Source organism: Alkalihalophilus pseudofirmus OF4 (assembly GCF_000005825.2).
Classification (GTDB): Bacteria; Bacillota; Bacilli; order Bacillales; family Bacillaceae_D; genus Alkalihalophilus; species Alkalihalophilus pseudofirmus.
The window spans coordinates 93,027-111,317 of sequence record NC_013791.2 but is presented as its reverse complement, the minus strand read 5'-3'; the positions used below and the strand labels follow the sequence as shown (position 1 = coordinate 111,317).

The following is an 18,291-nucleotide window of genomic DNA, read 5'->3' as shown; positions in this document are numbered from 1 at the left end:
GGCAGGTGCTTCATCTATTTATTTACAGAGCTTTTTCTAACAGTTTAGGTTTTGCAAAAATCATACGCCCTGCGCTGGTTTGCAGAACACTTGTGACCACCACATCAAGATTCTTTCCTATATGATCACGTCCACCTTCTACGACAATCATTGTGCCGTCATCTAAATAAGCGACGCCTTGATGCTGTTCTTTTCCATCTTTAATCACTTGAACATTCAACTCTTCACCTGGAAGAACAACTGGTTTAACAGCATTCGCCAGGTCATTAATATTTAAGACCGACACACCTTGCAGTTCACAAACTTTATTCAAATTGAAATCATTTGTTACAACCATACCTGAAGAAAGTTTAGCTAATTTCACAAGCTTACTGTCAACCTCTTGAATCTCTTCAAAGTCACCTTCATAGATCTCAACATTTATCGGTAATTCTTTTTGGATTTTATTTAAAATATCTAATCCTCGGCGGCCTCTATTGCGCTTTAATACATCTGAGGAATCAGCAATATGCTGGAGCTCTTCTAAGACGAATTCCGGGATCACTAAAGTCCCTTCTAGAAAACCTGTCTTGCAAATATCAGCAATGCGGCCATCAATAATCACACTCGTATCAAGAATTTTCAGCTGACTGCCGCTAGCACGCTCTTCCTCTTCTTTCTTTTTATCTTTTCCTATGTTTCGCGTGAACAGATTAATTAATTCATCACGCTTCTTAAAACCAATCTGGAAACCGAAATACCCTAAGAATATCGTTACAAAGATAGGAACAATCGTACTTACGACAGGGATTTGAATAACATTTAGAGGAATACCTATTAAATACGCAACAATTAGTCCAATAATCAATCCCATCGAGCCAAATAAAACATCTGTAACAGGAGCTTTGACAATCGCTTCTTCTACAAGTTTCATAAGATTTACGATATAGTCAGCTAACCAGAAAGTGGTAACAAAAAGAATAACGGCTCCAATTACAGCACCTGCATAAGGACTCATTAACCAAGCTGGCGTTTCACCAAAGTTGATCACCTGAATCAGTTCAGGAACAAATAAAAACCCTAAGGTCCCACCCATTAAAATGAAAAACAATTGCACAATCCATCTCAGCATTCAGCTTCACCTCCTTCAATTATTATAGACAAGTTTCCATAATTGAAACCTAGCAAACTTAATTTCACATAAAATTCCATGATAAAATGTTACTTAAAACGTAACAAACGAATAAAAATCTGTCAATTCAGATAACTTAATCATCCTTAGATATGACGGTCTACAAACAACTGTTCTTGAATCCTTTGAAGACCATCTTTTATCATTTTAGCACGTGCTTCTCCGATCCCTTCGACCTCATCAAGCTCCTCGATACTCGCAAACATGATGCTCGATAAATTGCCGTACTTATCAATCAGGTTATTAATAATTGCTGGCGGCAGTCTTGGGATTCTGTGCAGGATCCGGTACCCTCTTGGTGACACGGCTTGTTCTTGAACATTCACATTTTTCCCGTAACCGAGTACCTTCACAATTTCATGTTCATCAAGCAGATCTTCTGTCTGAGACTTTGTCAGCTCTCGCAACGTATCGAACTCATCTTGCTTTCTATCCTTCACATAATCTTTCAGCAGATAAATCGCTTCTTTTTCAATATTTGATACCAGCTCATTTAACTGCATAGTAATCAATCTGCCCTCATCACCAAGTTCATTGACGTAATTCAAGATCTCTCTTTTAATTCGCAGCACCATCTGCACTCGGTGAATTACTTGAGTTACCTCGTGGAATGTAACCAGCTGTTCAAATTCCAATGCTCCTAAATTTGTTATCCCTTGGTCAAGAACCACTTTATACTTTTCAAGTGTTTGAATCGCTTGGTTTGCCTTCGTTAAGATAACCCCAATATCTTTAAGAGAATAGCGGTTCTCTCCTTGATATAGAGTGATAACATTACGACGCTGAGAGATCGAAATAACAAGGTTGCCCGTTTGTTTTGCTACACGCTCGGCTGTTCTATGGCGGATTCCTGTTTCATTTGATTCAATCCCGTTATTAGGAACAAGCTGAGTGTTCGCATACAAAATACGTTTCCCATCCTCGCTTAAAATGATGGCACCGTCCATTTTAGCCAGCTCATATAAGTAAGCAGGGGAGAAATCACAATTAATAAAGAAGCCCCCATCTACAATATTCATCATCTCATTATTATAACCAAGAACAATTAAGCCCCCTGTTTTAGCTCGAAGTACATTATCGATTCCTGCACGTAGAGCAGTACCAGGGGCTACAAGTTTTAATACACTTTGAATAAAGCCCTCTTTTTTCCTTTCATCCATACGACTTACCTCCCTAAAGCTACCTCAAGCGCACGCTCTAACGTTGGTACGCCTACTACTTGAATCTCTTTTGGAACACTCCAGCCTCCAAGATTCTTCTCAGGTATAATAGCACGCTTAAACCCTAATTTAGCTGCCTCATTCACACGCTGTTCAATCCGTGACACCCTACGTATTTCGCCGGTTAATCCAATCTCTCCGATCGCCACATCTGTTGGGCTTGTCACTTGGTTACGGAAGCTAGATGCGATACTTAATGCAATCGCTAAATCAATAGCAGGTTCATCTAAGCGAACACCGCCTGCCACATTAAGGTAGGCATCTTGATTCTGCAGCAAGAGACCTACACGCTTTTCTAAAACAGCCATTAACAGTGATACACGGTTATGATCAATTCCTGTTGCCATTCGTCTAGGATTCCCAAAACTGGTTGGAGAAATAAGTGCTTGCAGTTCGACTAATACAGGCCTCGTACCTTCCATTGATGCGACAACGATCGATCCTGCTGCTCCTTTTGAGCGTTCCTCTAAGAATATCTCAGAAGGATTCAACACTTCTTCTAATCCTAATTCCTTCATTTCAAAGATCCCCATCTCATTCGTCGAACCGAAACGATTTTTCACAGCACGAAGAATTCGATATGTATGATGACGCTCGCCTTCGAAATATAAAACGGAATCGACCATATGTTCAAGAAGCTTCGGTCCAGCTATAGAACCCTGTTTGGTCACATGACCTACGATAAAGATCGCAATCCCGCGTGTCTTGGCTATTTTCATAAAGGCTGCAGTACATTCTCTTACTTGTGCCACACTTCCTGGTGCAGAGGCAATCTCATCTTGGTAAACGGTTTGAATGGAATCGATAATGACGAGGGCGGGTTCGACTTGATCAATAGCTCGTTCAATAAAGCTAAGATCCGTTTCAGCTAATACATAAAGGTTAGATGACGATACATTTAACCGATCAGCCCGCAGTTTGGTCTGCTTTACAGATTCCTCACCAGAGATATAGAGGACTTTTTCATTTGTAGCAGCGAGCTTCGCTGATAATTGGAGTAATAAAGTAGACTTGCCTATTCCGGGGTCACCGCCTACTAATACAAGAGAGCCAGGTACAATCCCTCCGCCGAGTACACGATTTAACTCGACCATCGTCGTGCTCATTCTAGCTTCTGTTTCACTAACGATGGTTGTGATCGCTTGCGGTTTCGTGCCTTGGGCTGCCCCTGAAGTGACATAACTCCGACTAGATTGTTTGGCACTTGGTTCAAACTCTTCGACCATGGTGTTCCAGCCTTGACATCCAGGACATTTCCCCATCCACTTGGCTGATTCATAGCCGCATTCCTGACAAACGAACTTTGTTTTTTTCTTTGCCATTAACCTTCCTCACTTCCTTACTTCTTCTACTCTTATTGTAACAGAGAAAGGAGACAAACGTGAAAGAGGAGGTACTACTATCTCTATGGTGAAAAGCCGAGGGATTATGTCTGTCCCTCGGCTTTTCTTTCCCGAATTTAGTCGATTATTTATACTTGCGCACTTTCACGCGTTTCTACAACAAGCTCATCATCTTTTACATCAATGATCGCCTTCTGCCCTTTGAAGATCGTTCCTTTAAGAAGTTCTTCTGAGAGACGGTCTTCTACTTGCTTTTGAAGCGCACGGCGTAATGGACGCGCACCGTACTCGGGATCATAACCAAGGTCAGTAATCTTATCTTTTGCAGCCTCAGTAAGTTCAAAATCAATGCCCTGCTCTTTCAAGCGCTGCTTTAATTGATCTGCCATTAATGTGATAATTTCACGCACATGCTTTTTCTCTAGTGAATGGAAGACAATAATTTCATCGATACGGTTAAGGAATTCAGGACGGAAGCTTCGTTTAAGCTCAGCCATCACCTTTCCTTTCATATCTTTATACTCTTGCCCTTCACTTTCCGTTGTAAACCCAAGATACTTATTACGTTTTAACGTACTAGCACCAACGTTGGATGTCATGATGATTGCTGTATTGCGGAAGTCTACCGTACGGCCTTTAGAATCTGTTAATCGTCCATCCTCAAGCACTTGCAATAAAATATTAAATACTTCCGGATGAGCTTTTTCAATTTCATCTAAAAGAATTACAGAGTACGGCTTGCGACGAACTTTCTCTGTTAACTGTCCGCCGTCCTCATGTCCTACATATCCCGGAGGAGAACCTACTAAACGGCTTGTTGCGTGCTTTTCCATATACTCAGACATGTCGATACGAATAACTGCATCTTCATCTCCAAATAATGTCTCGGCTACTGCACGTGCCAATTCTGTTTTACCAACACCAGTCGGCCCTAGGAATATAAATGAACCAATTGGACGTTTAGGGTCCTTTAAGCCTGCACGAGCACGCCTTACTGCTTTAGAAATAGATATAACCGCTTCTTCTTGGCCTACTACACGCTCATGAAGAATTTTCTCCATCTTAAGCAATCTTTCTGTTTCTTCCTCAGCTAGCTTTGATACAGGAATTCCAGTCCAGCTAGCAACGACTTGGGCAATATCTTCAACGACAACTTCGGTATCCTCTTGCCCTTGCTTTTTCTTCCACTCGTTCTTCATTTCTTCAAGCTCTTCACGCAGACGCTGTTCAGTGTCACGAAGAGAAGCCGCTTTTTCAAATTCTTGGCTTTGAACGGCAGCATCTTTTTCTTTACGCGTTTCCTCAAGACGGCCTTCAAGCTCTTTTAAGTTTGGAGGTGCTGTGTAAGAACGCAGTCTCACTTTTGATGCAGCCTCGTCAATTAAATCAATGGCTTTGTCAGGTAAGAAACGATCTGAAATGTAGCGATCTGACATTTTAACAGACTCTTCAATCGCCTCATCTGTAATTGTTACACGGTGATGTGCTTCATAACGATCACGGAGACCTTTTAAGATTAAGATCGACTCCTCTAGCGTCGGCTCATTTACTTGAATTGGCTGGAAACGACGCTCAAGCGCTGCATCTTTTTCAATATACTTACGGTATTCATCAAGAGTTGTCGCACCGATACATTGAAGTTCTCCACGTGCTAGTGAAGGCTTTAAGATATTAGAAGCATCAATGGCACCTTCTGCTCCACCTGCTCCAATTAATGTGTGCAGCTCATCAATGAATAAAATGACATTGCCCGCTTGACGAATCTCATCCATCACTTTCTTTAAGCGGTCTTCGAATTCACCACGATATTTTGTACCAGCTACTACCGTACCCATATCGAGTGTCATCACACGTTTGTTGCGAAGTGTTTCAGGAACTTCATTTGCAACAATAGCTTGTGCCAACCCTTCAGCAATCGCCGTTTTACCAACACCAGGCTCCCCGATTAAAACAGGGTTGTTTTTTGTACGACGACTAAGTACTTGGATTACACGCTCAATCTCTTTACTTCGTCCAATAACAGGGTCAAGTGACTCTTCACGGGCAATAGCAGTTAAGTCTCGAGCTAAGCTGTCAAGTGTCGGCGTGTTTGCATGAGTAGCACTTCCTCCTTGTTGTGAAGAGCTGCCAACCTCATTGCTGCCTAGTAACTGCAGTACTTGCTGACGTGCTTTATTGAGGCTTACACCAAGATTATTTAATACTCTTGCTGCAACACCCTCTCCTTCTCTAATTAACCCTAAAAGGATATGTTCTGTACCGACATAAGAGTGTCCAAGCTTTCTCGCTTCATCCATAGAAAGCTCAATTACCTTTTTGGCACGGGGTGTATAATGAATCGTTTTAGACCCTTCTTGGCCTTTTCCGATTAATGTCTCTACTTCTTTTTGGATTTTTTCTGAACCTAATCCAAGGGCTTGCAACGCTTTAGCAGCAATTCCTTCTCCTTCTCTGATCAGACCGAGCAGTACATGCTCTGTACCAATATTATTATGACCTAATCGAATGGCTTCCTCTTGTGCTAATGCTAATACCTTCTGAGCTCGTTCTGTTAAACGTCCAAACATCATTGGCGCCACCTCCACGTTTATTCGTTCGTATCGTTCTCAAGCTTTAATCGTTCACGGATGAGAGTTGCACGCCGCTCATCTCGTAAATCCGGCGATAACACTTCGCCTGCGTACTGCTGCAAAAAGCCCGGCTGAGTTAGGATCATTAACTCATTTAAAATATTTGCAGAAACATTCTCAAGCAGACCAACATCAATACCTAATCTGACATCAGACAATCGCTGAGTAGCTTCTTTTGATTCAATTACTCGACTATAAGAAAGGATCCCATAAGAGCGGTACACCCTGTCTTCTAGCTGTAATTTCGAACTTTGCATTAACACTTCTCGTGCTGCACGTTCTTGTTGAATCAACTGCATCACTACATCTCGCAGGTCTTCAACGATATCTTGTTCAGATTTTCCGAGAGTTAATTGGTTTGAAACTTGAAATAGGTTACCTAAAGCTTCGCTACCTTCCCCGTAAATTCCTCTAACAACTAATCCTAATTGATTAATTGCCGGTAAAATTTTATTTAATTGACGTGTCATCGCAAGCGCTGGAAGGTGCATCATCACTGAAGCTCTTAACCCTGTCCCAACATTTGTCGGACAGCTGGTTAAATAACCTCTTTTTTCATCAAAAGCATAGGTCACTCTTTCTTCAATCCAATCATCCAATCTACTAGCTGCCTCTAACCCTTTCGTTAACTGAAACCCAGGAAAAAGACATTGAATTCGAAGATGATCTTCTTCATTAATCATAATACTTACCGACTCATCTTCACTTAGGATCACAGCACCATGTTTTGATTGCTCCGCTAAGTTGGGGCTGATCAAGTGCTTCTCTACTAAAACTCTTTTTTCGTTAGCTTTTAAATCTTCCATTAACACAAGTTCAAGCGGACCAGTCTCTTGGTTGTCATCTGTAAGCAATGACTCTTTAACCTGCTTTACTACTGCGCTTGATTCTTCCATGGTAGCTAACAAAGGGAACTTATATTCTTTTAGGTTTCTAGCTAATCTTATTCGGCTGCTCAAGACAATATCCGAATCTGCACCATCTTTTTTCATCCAAGGACTAATTGCTTCTGAGATAAATTTCTGGAGTGACATCTTCTCACCCCTCTCCTTGATTCTTTTTTTGTTCTTCAAGCGCTCGAATTTGGTCACGGGTCTCTGCTGCCTGCTCAAATTCTTCACGTTCAATGTACTGCTTCATTTGAGCTTTCAATGAGTCAATTTCTCGTTGAAGCTGAATTCCTCCGCCTACTCTTACGGGAATCTTTCCAGAGTGAGTGTGGTTTCCACTATGTACCCTTTTTAGAATAGGGTCCAACTTATCTTCGAAACTCTTATAGCAGGCCGCACAGCCAAATCTTCCTGTACGGGTGAACTGTTCATACTTCATTCCGCAATTGTGACAAACCAGCTCTTTAGGTCTATTAACCTTATCTTGACTTGTATTAATAGGTTTATCTAAATGAAGCAGCCCAGATAGTAATTGATGGATAGAGAAGCTGTTAGAGCCTGGGATGTGCTCTCCTTTTTCTCGTGCACAGTGTTCACATATATGAAATTCTGCTTTTTTCCCGTTAACAATTTTCGTAAAATGCAATGTCGCCTCTCTTTCACCACATTCTTGGCATTTCATCGCATAACACCTCACTCATTTTTCGATATTAAACAGGTTTGATATTAGACAGTTATCGATTAAAGGAAGATCGATTAAGGTAAGTCTTCTAACGAATTTCTATTAACGGTCTTGTTTATAAGTTAATGTTTCGAGCATTGCTTTTAGAAGGTTTGCTCTTATTTCATCTCGATGAGTGACCGTTGTTTGGAATAATGATCGGTCTACTACACTTACCATAAGATTTGCTTCCCTTTTAGAGATAGCCCCTTCTTCTAGAAGCCGCAGTATCACATTTTCTGCTGTCTGTTGATCAATTTTTGTTCCAATTACATTCATGACCTGTTCGAAGAGAGCTAGATCGTCATGAGGCTTCACTTTAATAATTCGAATGTACCCGCCACCGCCTCGTTTGCTTTCCACAATATAACCTTTTTCTATTGTGAAACGAGTACTAATCACATAATTAATTTGAGAGGGCACACATTCAAATTGTTTTGCTAATTCGCTTCGTTTTATTTCAAGCAAATCATCTTTACTTTTCATTAAAGTTGACTTAAGGTAATTTTCAATAATATCCGATATGTTCCTCAATCATAGACGCCTCCTCTCTCCCATTTTGACTTTGACTATCTTTGACTTTGAAGATATTATAATCAATCTGTTGTAAAAGTGCAACTATTTGACGTCACACAAGCTAGTATAGCCAATGACTCATCAATCTCTACATGGAATATGTAATTGGTTAAGTAATTCTTTCTCTATTCCCTATATATGAATAGAGTAATCATGATTATTATTAATTCAGATCCGTTGAAAGTTTTTTAATTTTAGAAAGTAGCTGATATACGAGATTTTTTTAGATAGAGGCAGGATTGAGGAGGATGGTATGCGCCGATTTAATGAGTAATTGCGTTGTTTGAATGGAGGATTGCGCCGGGGTTTCGTGTAATTGTTCAGGTTCAGAGGCTAATTGCGCCAAAGCTTGTTTATTGCGCTGATCGAAGAGCTATTTGCGTCATCGTCAGACGTAATTATGTTGAGTTTGGTGTTTATTATATCTTATGCATGCACAAAAAAACCATTCCTTTAAGGAATGGTTTAGGTGCCTGGCAACGTCCTACTCTCACAGGGGGAAGCCCCCAACTACCATCGGCGCAAAAGAGCTTAACGACCGTGTTCGGCATGGGAACGGGTGTGACCTCTTTGCTATCGCCACCAGACTATGATTCACTTTACAGTGAATGTTTGAGATGGTTCTCTCAAAACTAGATAATGTGTAAACACATATGTCAAGAATAATTTGGATAAGTCCTCGACCGATTAGTATCTGTCAGCTCCACATGTCGCCATGCTTCCACACCAGACCTATCAACCTCATCATCTCTAAGGGGTCTTACTGGATTAACTCCATGGGAAATCTCATCTTGAGGGGGGCTTCATGCTTAGATGCTTTCAGCACTTATCCCGTCCACACGTAGCTACCCAGCGATGCTCCTGGCGGAACAACTGGTACACCAGCGGTGTGTCCATCCCGGTCCTCTCGTACTAAGGACAGCTCCTCTCAAATTTCCTACGCCCGCGACGGATAGGGACCGAACTGTCTCACGACGTTCTGAACCCAGCTCGCGTACCGCTTTAATGGGCGAACAGCCCAACCCTTGGGACCTACTTCAGCCCCAGGATGCGATGAGCCGACATCGAGGTGCCAAACCTCCCCGTCGATGTGGACTCTTGGGGGAGATAAGCCTGTTATCCCCAGGGTAGCTTTTATCCGTTGAGCGATGGCCCTTCCATGCGGAACCACCGGATCACTAAGCCCGACTTTCGTCCCTGCTCGACTTGTAGGTCTCGCAGTCAAGCTCCCTTTTGCCTTTGCACTCTACGAATGATTTCCAACCATTCTGAGGGAACCTTTGGGCGCCTCCGTTACTGTTTAGGAGGCGACCGCCCCAGTCAAACTGCCCACCTGACACTGTCCCTGAACCGGATCACGGCTCGAGGTTAGAATGTCAGCACAGTCAGGGTAGTATCCCACCGACGCCTCCATCGAAGCTGGCGCTCCGACTTCCAAGGCTCCTACCTATCCTGTACAAACTGTACCAACATCCAATATCAAGCTACAGTAAAGCTCCATGGGGTCTTTCCGTCCTGTCGCGGGTAACCTGCATCTTCACAGGTACTATAATTTCACCGGGTCTCTCGTTGAGACAGTATCCAAGTCGTTACACCATTCGTGCGGGTCGGAACTTACCCGACAAGGAATTTCGCTACCTTAGGACCGTTATAGTTACGGCCGCCGTTTACTGGGGCTTCAATTCAGAGCTTCTCCCGTAAGGGATAACCCCTCCTCTTAACCTTCCAGCACCGGGCAGGTGTCAGCCCCTATACTTCGCCTTGCGGCTTCGCAGAGACCTGTGTTTTTGCTAAACAGTCGCTTGGATCTTTTCACTGCGGCTCTCTCGGGCATACACCCTACCAGAGCACCCCTTCTCCCGAAGTTACGGGGTCATTTTGCCGAGTTCCTTAACGAGAGTTCTCCCGAGCGTCTTAGAATTCTCTTCTCGCCTACCTGTGTCGGTTTGCGGTACGGGCACCTCTCACCTCGCTAGAGGCTTTTCTTGGCAGTGGAGGATCAGGAACTTCGGTACTACATTTCCCTCGCCATCACAACTCAGCCTTCGCGAGAAGCGGATTTGCCTACTTCTCAGCCTAATTGCTTGGACGCACATATCCATCAGTGCGCTTACCCTACCTTACTGCGTCCCCCCATTACTCAAACGGTGAGGAGGTGGTACAGGAATTTCAACCTGTTGTCCATCGCCTACGCTTTTCAGCCTCGGCTTAGGTCCCGACTTACCCTGAGCGGACGAGCCTTCCTCAGGAAACCTTGGGCTTTCGACGGAGGGGATTCTCACCCCTCTTTTCGCTACTCATACCGGCATTCTCACTTCTAAGCGCTCCACCAGTCCTCACGATCTGACTTCGCTGCACTTAGAACGCTCCCCTACCACTGACACCTAAGGTGTCAATCCATAGCTTCGGTGATACGTTTAGCCCCGGTACATTTTCGGCGCAGAGTCACTCGACCAGTGAGCTATTACGCACTCTTTAAATGGTGGCTGCTTCTAAGCCAACATCCTGGTTGTCTGGGCAACTCCACATCCTTTTCCACTTAACGTATACTTTGGGACCTTAGCTGATGGTCTGGGCTGTTTCCCTCTTGACTACGGATCTTAGCACTCGCAGTCTGACTCCCGAGTAAAAGTTTTTGGCATTCGGAGTTTGACTGAATTCGGTAATCCTGTGGGGACCCCTAGTCCAATCAGTGCTCTACCTCCAAAACTCTCAACCTCGAGGCTAGCCCTAAAGCTATTTCGGGGAGAACCAGCTATTTCCGAGTTCGATTGGCATTTCACCCCTACCCACACCTCATCCCCGCATTTTTCAACATGCGTGGGTTCGGGCCTCCATTCAGTGTTACCTGAACTTCACCCTGGACATGGGTAGATCACACGGTTTCGGGTCTACGACGGCGTACTCATTCGCCCTATTCAGACTCGCTTTCGCTACGGCTCCGCCTTATCAGCTTAACCTTGCACGACATCGTAACTCGCCGGTTCATTCTACAAAAGGCACGCTGTCACCCATTAACGGGCTCCAACTAGTTGTAGGCACACGGTTTCAGGATCTGTTTCACTCCCCTTCCGGGGTGCTTTTCACCTTTCCCTCACGGTACTGGTTCACTATCGGTCACTAGGGAGTATTTAGCCTTGGGAGATGGTCCTCCCGGATTCCGACGGGGTTTCACGTGTCCCGCCGTACTCAGGATCCACTCAGGAGGAAATAGAATTTCGACTACAGGGCTGTTACCTTGTGTCGCGGACCTTTCCAGATCGCTTCGCCTATCCTATTTCTTTGTAACTCCGTATAGAGTGTCCTACAACCCCAAGAGGCAAGCCTCTTGGTTTGGGCTGATACCGTTTCGCTCGCCGCTACTCAGGTAATCGCATTTGCTTTCTCTTCCTCTGGGTACTTAGATGTTTCAGTTCCCCAGGTCTGCCTCCTCATACCCTATGTATTCAGGTATGGGTACTATTCCATTACGAATAGTGGGTTCCCCCATTCGGATATCCTCGGATCAAAGCTCACTTACAGCTCCCCGAGGCGTTTCGCCGTTCGTCGCGTCCTTCTTCGGCTCCTAGTGCCAAGGCATTCACCGTGCGCCCTTTCTAACTTAACCAAAATTTAAAAAAGGTTGTTGAATTCTTGACATGCTCGTTCAATCTTCTCTATTAAAAGATACCGATGAACAAATATGTTTACATTTCATTATCTAGTTTTCAAAGAACCAAGTACTAACTCTTACTCAACTTGGTGAGAATTAGTATCTAATTGAAGGATAGTTCCTTCAAAACTGAACAAGGCTACTGACTTCATTTACATCATGTAACACTTCTCAGTTTTCGCTTCATGCAGCCTTGCGACGAGTAATCGCAGGAGCAAAAGCTTTTAATAGAGAGTTTTGTGTTCTCTCAAAACTGAACAAAAGATCCAAAGCGTATATGATCGTAAGATCATACATCGACTAGAGTTAAATACTCCATAGAAAGGAGGTGATCCAGCCGCACCTTCCGATACGGCTACCTTGTTACGACTTCACCCCAATCATCTGTCCCACCTTAGGCGGCTGGCTCCAAAAGGTTACCTCACCGACTTCGGGTGTTACAAACTCTCGTGGTGTGACGGGCGGTGTGTACAAGGCCCGGGAACGTATTCACCGCGGCATGCTGATCCGCGATTACTAGCAATTCCGGCTTCATGTAGGCGAGTTGCAGCCTACAATCCGAACTGAGAATGGCTTTATGGGATTCGCTCAACCTCGCGGTTTTGCAGCCCTTTGTACCATCCATTGTAGCACGTGTGTAGCCCAGGTCATAAGGGGCATGATGATTTGACGTCATCCCCACCTTCCTCCGGTTTGTCACCGGCAGTCACCTTAGAGTGCCCAACTGAATGCTGGCAACTAAGATCAAGGGTTGCGCTCGTTGCGGGACTTAACCCAACATCTCACGACACGAGCTGACGACAACCATGCACCACCTGTCACTTTGTCCCCCGAAGGGGAAAGCTCTATCTCTAGAGTGGTCAAAGGATGTCAAGACCTGGTAAGGTTCTTCGCGTTGCTTCGAATTAAACCACATGCTCCACTGCTTGTGCGGGCCCCCGTCAATTCCTTTGAGTTTCAACCTTGCGGTCGTACTCCCCAGGCGGAGTGCTTAATGTGTTAACTTCGGCACTAAGGGCATCGAAACCCCTAACACCTAGCACTCATCGTTTACGGCGTGGACTACCAGGGTATCTAATCCTGTTTGCTCCCCACGCTTTCGCGCCTCAGCGTCAGTTACAGACCAGAGAGTCGCCTTCGCCACTGGTGTTCCTCCACATATCTACGCATTTCACCGCTACACGTGGAATTCCACTCTCCTCTTCTGTACTCAAGTCTCCCAGTTTCCAATGACCCTCCACGGTTGAGCCGTGGGCTTTCACATCAGACTTAAGAGACCGCCTGCGCGCGCTTTACGCCCAATAATTCCGGACAACGCTTGCCACCTACGTATTACCGCGGCTGCTGGCACGTAGTTAGCCGTGGCTTTCTGGTTAGGTACCGTCAAGGTGCCGCCTTATTCAAACGGCACTTGTTCTTCCCTAACAACAGAGCTTTACGATCCGAAAACCTTCATCACTCACGCGGCGTTGCTCCGTCAGACTTTCGTCCATTGCGGAAGATCCCCTACTGCTGCCTCCCGTAGGAGTCTGGGCCGTGTCTCAGTCCCAGTGTGGCCGATCACCCTCTCAGGTCGGCTACGCATCGTCGCCTTGGTAAGCCGTTACCTTACCAACTAGCTAATGCGCCGCGGGCCCATCTGTAAGTGATAGCCAGAGGCCATCTTTTACCGCTCCACCATGAGGTGGAACGGGTTATCCGGTATTAGCCCCGGTTTCCCGGAGTTATCCCAGTCTTACAGGCAGGTTGCCCACGTGTTACTCACCCGTCCGCCGCTAACATCAGGGAGCAAGCTCCCATCAGTCCGCTCGACTTGCATGTATTAGGCACGCCGCCAGCGTTCGTCCTGAGCCAGGATCAAACTCTCCATAAAAGTGTTTGATTAAGCTCACTTACACAGGATGAAAAATCATCTTGCGTTAATAATTGACGAGATATCATGTATCTCTATTTTGCTTGGCTTTTGTTCAGTTTTCAAAGAACTTGTCCGTCGCTCATTGGCGACTTAACTATCTTAACACTTTCAACTATCAGCGTCAAGATCTTTTTTAAAAAGTTTTTCGATCGCTGTTGTTTGTTTCGTTGTTGTCTCAGCGACAAGTAATAATATATCACCCTGGATAAAAAGTTGCAACTGTTTTTATAAACTTTTTTAAAAGTTTTTTTGAAAGCTAAAATTTCCTTCCATTATAACGGCATTACCCGTTTAACGACAGACTAAACCAATATAAAGAGAAAAAGTCCAGGTCTTCATTATGACCTGGACTTTTTACGTTTATTCACTTTGTTCACGATTTCTCATTTGCGGGAATAGCAGCACGTCACGAATAGACGGGGAATTAGTTAGTAACATTACTAAACGGTCAATACCGATCCCTAGTCCACCAGTAGGAGGCATTCCATATTCAAGAGACTCTACAAAGTCCTCATCCATCATATGAGCTTCATCATCGCCTTGTTCGCGCTCAACCAGCTGCTGCTCAAAGCGCTGGCGCTGATCAATAGGGTCATTTAACTCAGAGAAGGCATTCGCGTGCTCACGTCCGACAATAAACAACTCAAAACGATCTGTGAAACGCTCGTCTTCAGGATTTTTCTTAGCTAGAGGAGAGATGGCTGTTGGGTGGCCGTATATAAATGTAGGCTGAATAAGCGACTCTTCAACAAAGTGTTCAAAGAACTCATTAACAACGTGGCCGTATGTCATTGTTTCTTTTACCGGTACCTTGTGTTCTTTTGCAAGAGCACGAGCTTCTTCATCAGTCATTTCAGGCCAGAAATCAACGCCGCTCTTTTCTTTAATAGCATCCACCATATGCACACGAGTCCACTTAGGCTCTAGGTCTACTTCATACTCACCGTATGTGACCTTTGTTGTCCCTAATACTTCCCTAGCAATATGGGCGACAAGTTCTTCTGTAAGCTCCATAATGTCTTGATAGTCTGCATAAGCTTCATATAACTCAATCATTGTAAACTCTGGGTTATGTCTAGTAGATACCCCTTCATTACGGAATACACGGCCGATCTCATATACCTTCTCCATGCCGCCTACAATAAGACGCTTCAGGTGAAGCTCAATTGCTATACGCATATATAAAGTCATGTCTAACGCATTGTGATGCGTGACAAAAGGACGTGCAGATGCTCCGCCTGCAATCGAGTGCATAGTAGGAGTTTCTACTTCAAGGAATCCACGATTATCTAAATAACGGCGCATAGATTGCAATATTTTACTACGTAATACAAACGTATCACGCACTTCTGGGTTCATTATTAAGTCTACATAACGTTGGCGGTAACGTTGCTCAATATCTTTTAAGCCATGAAACTTATCCGGAAGCGGGCGTAATGATTTTGAAAGAATTTGAAAATCAGTTACTTTAACTGATAACTCTCCTACTTTTGTTTTGAAAGCCGTACCTGTTACACCTACAATATCTCCAATATCAATAGAAGTGAAAAGATCATACTGCTCTTCACCCACTGCATCCTTACGAACATAAATTTGAACTTGACCAGATAAGTCTTGGATGTGGGCAAAACCAGCTTTCCCTTTTCCACGCTTAGTCATAATACGTCCAGCCAGCGTTACTTCATGACCTTGCTCTTCTAATTCTTCTTTAGATAACTCTGTAAATGTACTCTCCATTGTTTTGGCTGTATGGGTTCTCTCAAAACGGCCGCCGAACGGGTTTGCTCCTTGTGCTTCTAATTGAGAAAGCTTGTCTCTTCGTACGGCAAGTAAATCATTTAATTCGACCTCTTGGCTCATTACTTTTTCATCTCCTCTATTTTATGAGTCCATATTGTGAACTCATTATAATCAAATCTTTTTTGTTCTATAACTAGATTACACTTATCCTTTAAGTCAACCAATCGAATTTAATGATTCGCTACTCGAGATTAACTTATCAGTTATCATTATACAGGTTTTTTTGACATAGAAAAACTGCCAGGGGTTAGCTGGCAGTTTCATAAACTCAAACGCATTATAGTTAATTATTCACTTAAAGTCAAACGACAATTGACTCATTAGCCATTTCCTCTTCTAGCTGGTCAATATAATCATACAATGTTTTCGCTACATCATCTCTTGATTCGAACATGTTAATTTGATCTCTGATACGGCCGCCGCCGCGCAACCCTTTCAAATACCATGCTGCGTGCTTTCTCATTTCCCGCACAGCAACAGATTCACCTCTTAGAGCAATTAAGCGATCTAAGTGAATCATGCACACGTCGATCTTCTCACGCGGTGTAGGATCAGGCATTAGCTCCCCATTTTCTAGATACTTCACTGTACGATAAAGCATCCATGGGTTTCCTAGTGCAGCACGACCTATCATTACACCATCAACACCTATTTCATCTATCATACGACGAGCATCTTGCGGAGACTGCACATCGCCATTTCCGATTACAGGAATATTTACAGCATCTTTTACTTCTTTAATGATGTTCCAATCTGCATGTCCTTCATACATCTGGACACGAGTACGACCATGAACAGCAACCGCACTCCCCCCTGCACGTTCAACTGCACGCGCGTTTTCAACTGCAAAGATATGATCCTCATCCCAGCCGATACGCATCTTAACTGTTACAGGTTTATCAACGGCATCTACTGTCGCTGCAACCATTTCATAAATTTTATTCGGATCAAGCAGCCATCTCGCACCTGCATCACATTTAGTGATTTTCGGGACAGGACAGCCCATGTTGATATCAATAATATCTGCATTTGTATTTTTATCAACAAACTTAGCTGCCTCAACAAGCGTTTCTTTTTCCCCGCCAAAAATTTGTAAGCTTAGAGGCTTTTCGCGATCATCTACATATAACATGCTTAGAGACCTTTCATTTTTGTGTAGAATCGCCTTATCACTTACCATTTCTGCACATACTAAGCCGGCACCAAATTCCTTAGCAATTAAACGGAAAGCCGGATTACAAACGCCAGCCATCGGTGCAAGGACAACTTGGTTTTTCATTTCAATATTACCGATCTTTAACACTTCAATTCACCTCTAGGTTTTGTCTGATCACCTTTGGATTAAATCTTGCTTCGTTATATTTAAAACCGATGTTACTTTCTTGAGCATTTTTTCATCAGGTTCTCTGCTGCCTCGCTCCACTTCACCTAATACAGAAACAGATATCCCCATCTCTTTAGCAAATCGCTGCTGGGTAAAACCTTTTAGCTTTCGAAATGCTCTGATCCTTCTGCCCCAACTCTCGATTTCCATACGTTTACACCCTCTTTATCTGGCAACGCCTCGTATATATCTTTTATCGTTTGATTACGTGATTGAAAATTAAGTTCAGAGTTAAGTTCATATAATGGCACGATTACGAATGCACGTTCCCACATTCTAGGATGGGGTATGCATAGGTTCTCTACTTTCATATTTTGTTGATCGAAAAGGAGAATGTCAAGATCAATTGTTCTTGGTCCCCACCTGATATCGCGCTTGCGTCCGCATGTATCTTCTATTGATTGAGTCATCTCCAATAATTTCTCTGGACTTAAATTCGTCTTAGCTTGTATAACCATATTTAAAAATGACTGTTGATCGACATACCCTACAGGTTCCGTTTCATAGATAGAAGATCTTTTAACGACTTTGATATCCTCTTCTTTATCCAGCCGATCGATCGCTTCTTCAAGATAGGCAGCTCGGTCCCCTATATTAGAGCCGAGAGCAATATAGACATTATGCTTCATTTTTCCCCCTTGTGATTTCAACCGCAACAGATTTATAATGACCAGGAATAGGCGGGTCAGGCTTAATAAGCTTCACCGTGCACCTTTCTAGCCGTTGATAGGAGCCAAGCAAGTCAGCCGCAATCTTCTCAGCAACCGTTTCTACCAGCTTATAGGGCTCTCCTTCAACAATTTCTTCTACCTTCTTATAAACCTCGCCGTAATTGATCGTTTCATCAATATTGTCAGATGCAGAAGCCTTCTTTAAATCTAGGTCTAGCGTTAAGTCTACATAAAAGCGCTGCCCTAGTTTATTTTCTTCTTTAAAGACCCCATGATAGCCGTAAAATTCTAATCCATCCATATAGATTTTATCCATTA

At 43.7% G+C, this 18,291-nt stretch carries 12 protein-coding genes and 3 rRNA genes; all 15 read right to left on the bottom strand.

From position 1 onward, the window contains the following. Positions 1-22: 22 nt before the first annotated feature. The gene (locus tag BPOF4_RS00510; protein WP_012957111.1) at positions 23-1,111 is read right to left on the bottom strand and encodes a PIN/TRAM domain-containing protein; all 1,089 of its coding nucleotides are present in this window, start codon (positions 1,109-1,111) and stop codon (positions 23-25) included. 146 nt (positions 1,112-1,257) lie between these two features. Then, positions 1,258-2,331: a DNA integrity scanning diadenylate cyclase DisA gene (gene disA, locus BPOF4_RS00505; protein ID WP_012957110.1), complete on the bottom strand. Its 1,074-nt coding sequence runs from the start codon at positions 2,329-2,331 to the stop codon at positions 1,258-1,260. 5 nt (positions 2,332-2,336) lie between these two features. Beyond that, positions 2,337-3,713, bottom strand: coding sequence for a DNA repair protein RadA (gene radA / locus BPOF4_RS00500; protein ID WP_012957109.1), 1,377 nt, complete (start codon positions 3,711-3,713; stop codon positions 2,337-2,339). Positions 3,714-3,862: 149 nt separating this feature from the next. After that, positions 3,863-6,304, bottom strand: coding sequence for an ATP-dependent protease ATP-binding subunit ClpC (clpC, locus tag BPOF4_RS00495; RefSeq protein WP_012957108.1), 2,442 nt, complete (start codon positions 6,302-6,304; stop codon positions 3,863-3,865). A gap of 17 nt (positions 6,305-6,321) precedes the next feature. Beyond that, complete coding sequence (locus tag BPOF4_RS00490; protein WP_012957107.1) at positions 6,322-7,398, bottom strand: protein-arginine kinase McsB; 1,077 nt, start codon at positions 7,396-7,398, stop codon at positions 6,322-6,324. Between the two features lie 4 nt (positions 7,399-7,402). Beyond that, positions 7,403-7,936, bottom strand: a complete 534-nt coding sequence (locus BPOF4_RS00485) for a protein-arginine kinase activator protein McsA (protein ID WP_012957106.1) — start codon at positions 7,934-7,936, stop codon at positions 7,403-7,405. 102 nt (positions 7,937-8,038) lie between these two features. Next, a complete protein-coding gene (locus BPOF4_RS00480) occupies positions 8,039-8,509 on the bottom strand; it encodes a CtsR family transcriptional regulator (RefSeq protein WP_012957105.1) in 471 nt (156 codons plus the stop codon). 513 nt (positions 8,510-9,022) lie between these two features. Continuing rightward, a 5S ribosomal RNA gene (gene rrf / locus BPOF4_RS00475) occupies positions 9,023-9,138 on the bottom strand. A gap of 80 nt (positions 9,139-9,218) precedes the next feature. Next, positions 9,219-12,158: ribosomal RNA gene (locus BPOF4_RS00470) — 23S ribosomal RNA — on the bottom strand. A gap of 366 nt (positions 12,159-12,524) precedes the next feature. Continuing rightward, positions 12,525-14,076, bottom strand: a 16S ribosomal RNA gene (locus BPOF4_RS00465). Together the 16S, 23S and 5S rRNA genes form the textbook arrangement of a ribosomal RNA operon. Before the next feature lie 402 nt (positions 14,077-14,478). Beyond that, entirely contained in the window at positions 14,479-15,978 is a 1,500-nt protein-coding gene (lysS, locus tag BPOF4_RS00460) for a lysine--tRNA ligase (protein ID WP_012957104.1), read from the bottom strand. 241 nt (positions 15,979-16,219) lie between these two features. Beyond that, complete coding sequence (dusB, locus tag BPOF4_RS00455) at positions 16,220-17,221, bottom strand: tRNA dihydrouridine synthase DusB (RefSeq protein WP_012957103.1); 1,002 nt, start codon at positions 17,219-17,221, stop codon at positions 16,220-16,222. Between the two features lie 27 nt (positions 17,222-17,248). Next, complete coding sequence (locus tag BPOF4_RS00450) at positions 17,249-17,452, bottom strand: helix-turn-helix domain-containing protein (protein ID WP_012957102.1); 204 nt, start codon at positions 17,450-17,452, stop codon at positions 17,249-17,251. Continuing rightward, the gene (gene folK / locus BPOF4_RS00445; RefSeq protein ID WP_012957101.1) at positions 17,404-17,931 is read right to left on the bottom strand and encodes a 2-amino-4-hydroxy-6-hydroxymethyldihydropteridine diphosphokinase; all 528 of its coding nucleotides are present in this window, start codon (positions 17,929-17,931) and stop codon (positions 17,404-17,406) included. The genes BPOF4_RS00450 and folK overlap by 49 nt, the downstream gene beginning before the upstream one ends. Next, positions 17,921-18,289, bottom strand: coding sequence for a dihydroneopterin aldolase (gene folB, locus BPOF4_RS00440; protein ID WP_012957100.1), 369 nt, complete (start codon positions 18,287-18,289; stop codon positions 17,921-17,923). The genes folK and folB overlap by 11 nt, the downstream gene beginning before the upstream one ends. Between the last annotated feature and the right edge of the window lie 2 nt (positions 18,290-18,291).

Coding starts and splice junctions, on each gene's coding strand:
- folK (WP_012957101.1), bottom strand. CDS start 17,931: ATGAAGCATAATGTCTATATTGCTCTCGGCTCTAATATAGGGGACCGA.
- disA (WP_012957110.1), bottom strand. CDS start 2,331: ATGGATGAAAGGAAAAAAGAGGGCTTTATTCAAAGTGTATTAAAACTT.
- BPOF4_RS00510 (WP_012957111.1), bottom strand. CDS start 1,111: ATGCTGAGATGGATTGTGCAATTGTTTTTCATTTTAATGGGTGGGACC.
- BPOF4_RS00450 (WP_012957102.1), bottom strand. CDS start 17,452: ATGGAAATCGAGAGTTGGGGCAGAAGGATCAGAGCATTTCGAAAGCTA.
- lysS (WP_012957104.1), bottom strand. CDS start 15,978: ATGAGCCAAGAGGTCGAATTAAATGATTTACTTGCCGTACGAAGAGAC.
- clpC (WP_012957108.1), bottom strand. CDS start 6,304: ATGATGTTTGGACGTTTAACAGAACGAGCTCAGAAGGTATTAGCATTA.
- radA (WP_012957109.1), bottom strand. CDS start 3,713: ATGGCAAAGAAAAAAACAAAGTTCGTTTGTCAGGAATGCGGCTATGAA.
- BPOF4_RS00485 (WP_012957106.1), bottom strand. CDS start 7,936: ATGAAATGCCAAGAATGTGGTGAAAGAGAGGCGACATTGCATTTTACG.
- folB (WP_012957100.1), bottom strand. CDS start 18,289: ATGGATAAAATCTATATGGATGGATTAGAATTTTACGGCTATCATGGG.
- BPOF4_RS00490 (WP_012957107.1), bottom strand. CDS start 7,398: ATGTCACTCCAGAAATTTATCTCAGAAGCAATTAGTCCTTGGATGAAA.